The 3502-nt window shown below is 45.4% G+C and carries 4 protein-coding genes; all 4 read right to left on the bottom strand.

Annotated features, from left to right (window positions below; translation table 11 throughout):
* Positions 1-94 precede the first annotated feature (94 nt).
* Positions 95-1369: a TRAP transporter large permease gene (locus Q7P41_RS05905; protein ID WP_303882868.1), complete on the bottom strand. Its 1275-nt coding sequence runs from the start codon at positions 1367-1369 to the stop codon at positions 95-97.
* A gap of 6 nt (positions 1370-1375) precedes the next feature.
* A complete protein-coding gene (locus Q7P41_RS05900; protein WP_303882867.1) occupies positions 1376-1858 on the bottom strand; it encodes a TRAP transporter small permease in 483 nt (160 codons plus the stop codon).
* Positions 1848-2822 (bottom strand): DctP family TRAP transporter solute-binding subunit, encoded by a 975-nt coding sequence (locus Q7P41_RS05895; protein ID WP_303882866.1) that lies wholly within the window; start codon positions 2820-2822, stop codon positions 1848-1850. The genes Q7P41_RS05900 and Q7P41_RS05895 overlap by 11 nt, the downstream gene beginning before the upstream one ends.
* Before the next feature lie 388 nt (positions 2823-3210).
* The coding region (locus tag Q7P41_RS05890; protein ID WP_303882865.1) for an autotransporter outer membrane beta-barrel domain-containing protein at positions 3211-3502 on the bottom strand (292 nt) is incomplete at its 5' end.

Raw genomic sequence — 3502 nt, 5'->3', positions numbered from 1 at the left:
AACACTTGAAGCTAAACCTTCACCAACGCTCAAACAGCCTGCGCGATAACTTATAATGCTAGGCTCGGTTTCTTTAGATTAACTGAGCTCTACGTTAATTTATAAGCATATTAGGTATCCATAATGCGAGTTGAGGAAATGCAATGATAAGTATCAATACTAATGTCATTGCACCCAAAAACGGTGGCAGATATTTAAAGGTATTTTCATACCTCTCCTCAGCTACTCTGCACGCCGCGATCAAGTCTACCCCTAAAGGTGGAGTGTTAGCTCCTATAGCCAGATTTATACACACGATTATCCCTAAATGTATCAAATCCATGCCCAACGTATTAAAAATGGGTAAAAAGATGGGCAGGACTATTATGATGATTGCGATCGTTTCCATGAACATGCCGAGCAAAAGCAAAAGTATATTGAAAAGAATCAATATGACCCAATAGTTTTCGCTAATCGAAAGCATGAACGAAGCGACCTTTTGAGGGATGTCTTCGGCTGCGACAACCCAACCGAAGAGGTTCGCAGCAGCTATTATAAAAAGGATAACGGCGCTTGTCCTGACAACATCAATTCCTATCTCTAAAAGCTCTGATAACGAGACCTTTTTGTAGACGAAGACAGCTAATATCAATGCATAAAGTGCAGCTATGCCGCCTGCTTCGGTAGCCGTAAAAATCCCAAGCAAAATGCCTCCTAATATTATCGCGGGGGTAAGGAGAGGCAATAATGCCATCTTAAAGGCATTCCATCGCTCCTTCCAGCTCGATTTTTCCATTCTGGGATAGTTTTCTTTGATGGCAAATACATACGAAATAACCATAAAAGCCACTCCAGCCATGACCCCGGGGATGATACCGCTCAAGAAAAGCTTTCCTATGGAAGCGCCGGTGGTTACGCCGATGGTGACCATGACAATGCTTGGAGGTATGATCGTGGCCAATGCGCCCGAGCAACCAAGCAAAGTTGCGCTAAAAGGCCTTTTGTAACCTTGCTCGTTCATGGCAGGAAGAAGAATGGAACCGATTGCGATGACATCTGCTACTCCAGACCCAGAAATTGCCCCAAAAAGCATACAGGATATCGCCATCACCATAGCCATTCCTCCGGGGATGTGCCCTACAATGGTTGCGGTGAACTTTACTATTCGCGGCGTGATGTCTCCCCTGGCCATCAGTTCTCCTGCCAGAAGGAACAAGGGAATTGCAAGAAGCGTAAAAGAGTCCACCCCTACCACCATGCGTTGGGCTATAGCCAGGAGAGGAACGCCCGAAAGCATCGTCAGATATACCGTACTTGAAAAGGCAATAGCAAAAGCAACGGGAATTCCCGCAATTAGGGCGACAAATAAAATGACGAGCAAAATTAGCATGGCCGATTACACCCTTTCATTTACATTATGACGATTTGCTACAAAAAATTGGTACATTCCAACTATCATAAGAAAACATCCGACGGGAAAAGCAAGGTAAAGTATTCCTGCGGGTATTTGTAAGGCCGTAGTCTTAAGCCTCCAGGTTCTTACAACAACAAGACATCCGGACCACGTTCCAACAATTAGAAAGATAGTTAAAAATAGGTTGCCAAGAATTTCGAGCCCTTTTTTTAAAAAAGGCCAGGGAATGATATCTTGAACAAATCGAATTGCCATATGTTCTCCATGTCTCATGGCCACTGCTGAGCCAAGAAAGGTTATCCATACCAGCAAAGTCTGAGACAGTTCTGCTCCCCAGGGAATGGGAACAGAAAAAATGTAACGAGCACTGGCTTCAGCGATTACTTCAAAAAATATTACGTAAAGGGCAATGGAAAGCAAGCGATCTATTGCCCTAAAGAATCCCTCAAAAAATTTACTCGCCATATTTTCTCACGAGGTCCATTAAGTCTTTACCAAACACCGATTCGTAGTCATTCCACACGGGTTGAACTGCAGCCTTGAACGCTTCCTTGTCGACCTCGTTTGCTTGCATTCCCTTTTCCTTGAGCTTCACCAGCATATCGCTTTCTTCGTCCATAATTTGTTGTCGCTCTCTGTCTCGCCATTTGTGGGCTAGGGCTTCAACCACAGGTTTATCCTGATCGGGTATTCGTTTCCATGCCGGCGAATTGACGCACAGCAAGGCAGAACCCCAAATGTGACCGCTTAAAGACAGGTACTTTTGCACTTCGTAGAAAGCATTTGCATAGATAATGCCGAGCGGGTTTTCCTGCGCGTCAACTACACCTTGCTGCAAGGCGGTGTAAAGTTCACCAAAGTTAATTGGAATCGGCGAAGCTCCAAGGGCCTTAAAGGTGTCAAGGCGCATTTTGTCGGGAGTAACACGGATCTTCAGCCCTTCCATATCTTTGGGAACCATGATCGGCCTTTTGTTGTTGGTTATATGTCTAAATCCGTTCTCCCACCAGGAAATCCCCTTTATGCCTTTAGATTCGAGAATTCCGAGGAGGAAGTTTCCAATCTCTCCATCCATTGCCCTGTATGCCGCCTCATGGTCTTTCCACGCATAGGGAAGAGCTTCGATGCCAAATCTGGGGTCGATGGATTGAAAGGAACCGCCACCGATTAAACCACCATCGACAGTTTGAAGCATTAGACCCTCGATAAGATCCTTTTCGTTGCCTAGCTGAGATCCGGGATAGATCTTAAAAATAACCCGGCCTTCTGTTTGTTCGGCCGCTTCTTTGGCAAACCCGTCAAGATTGATGTGCCAGGCACTGTCAGTAGTTAACACATGGCCAATCTTAATCTCTGTTGCGGCGTAGGATGATGAAGACAAACCCAAAAGAAGACAAAAAACAAAGATAAGGGTCAATACGCGCTTCACGGTTAAATCACCTCTTTTTAATTATTGGCAGGTTTTTTACGTACTGCTGAAATTTTGTATATCATAGTGGTTTTTAAATGTCAAGACAAAATGTCAAGCCAATAGGATCTACCACTATTTTAAGGGGCGGCTAGGCATCATGAAGATCAAGGGCATGGCTGCTATGAAGGCAATGGTAAGGCCAAAAAACACGATGGCAAAACCCCGGGACGCGTCGGCCAACCGTCTCGACGACCAGCGTGACTATGGTAACGCTAAGCGCACCCCCCCATTTGTCGAAACATACCCCTGATGCCGGTTATGGGCAAGTAGGGTCAGAGGTATCACATGAAATGGATGATGGTTAAAGGTAGACACCTGGGGATTAGTCTTACCTTGTATTGTTATGTTATTGCTTCCACTCAAGCCTTAGCCAACCGCCGTGGGAGTAGCTGTCGTCTCCAAACCTTCCATTGTAGTTTAAAGACATGTCGAAGTTTCCTGCCGTGTAAAGGGTCATCCCTAGGTCTGCGACGAAGTAGTCATCATCAAGTTTTTCGGTGTACCAGCTCTTCACTCCGTACCAGCTTTGGTCTATGGTGACGTCGTCTCCCGAAAGGACGTTTACATAGGAAAGTCTGAGGAATGGAGAAAACCTCGAGCCGTCCTTGGAGATAAACTCTCCCTTAAACCTCACGCCT

This window comes from Acetomicrobium mobile (genome assembly GCF_937920065.1).
This window is presented reverse-complemented; position numbering and strand designations above follow the sequence as displayed.

What these genes read in the sequence shown, in the direction of transcription:
- Q7P41_RS05905 (WP_303882868.1), bottom strand. Translation starts at nt 1,369, where the DNA reads ATGCTAATTTTGCTCGTCATTTTATTTGTCGCCCTAATTGCGGGAATT.
- Q7P41_RS05900 (WP_303882867.1), bottom strand. Translation starts at nt 1,858, where the DNA reads ATGGCGAGTAAATTTTTTGAGGGATTCTTTAGGGCAATAGATCGCTTG.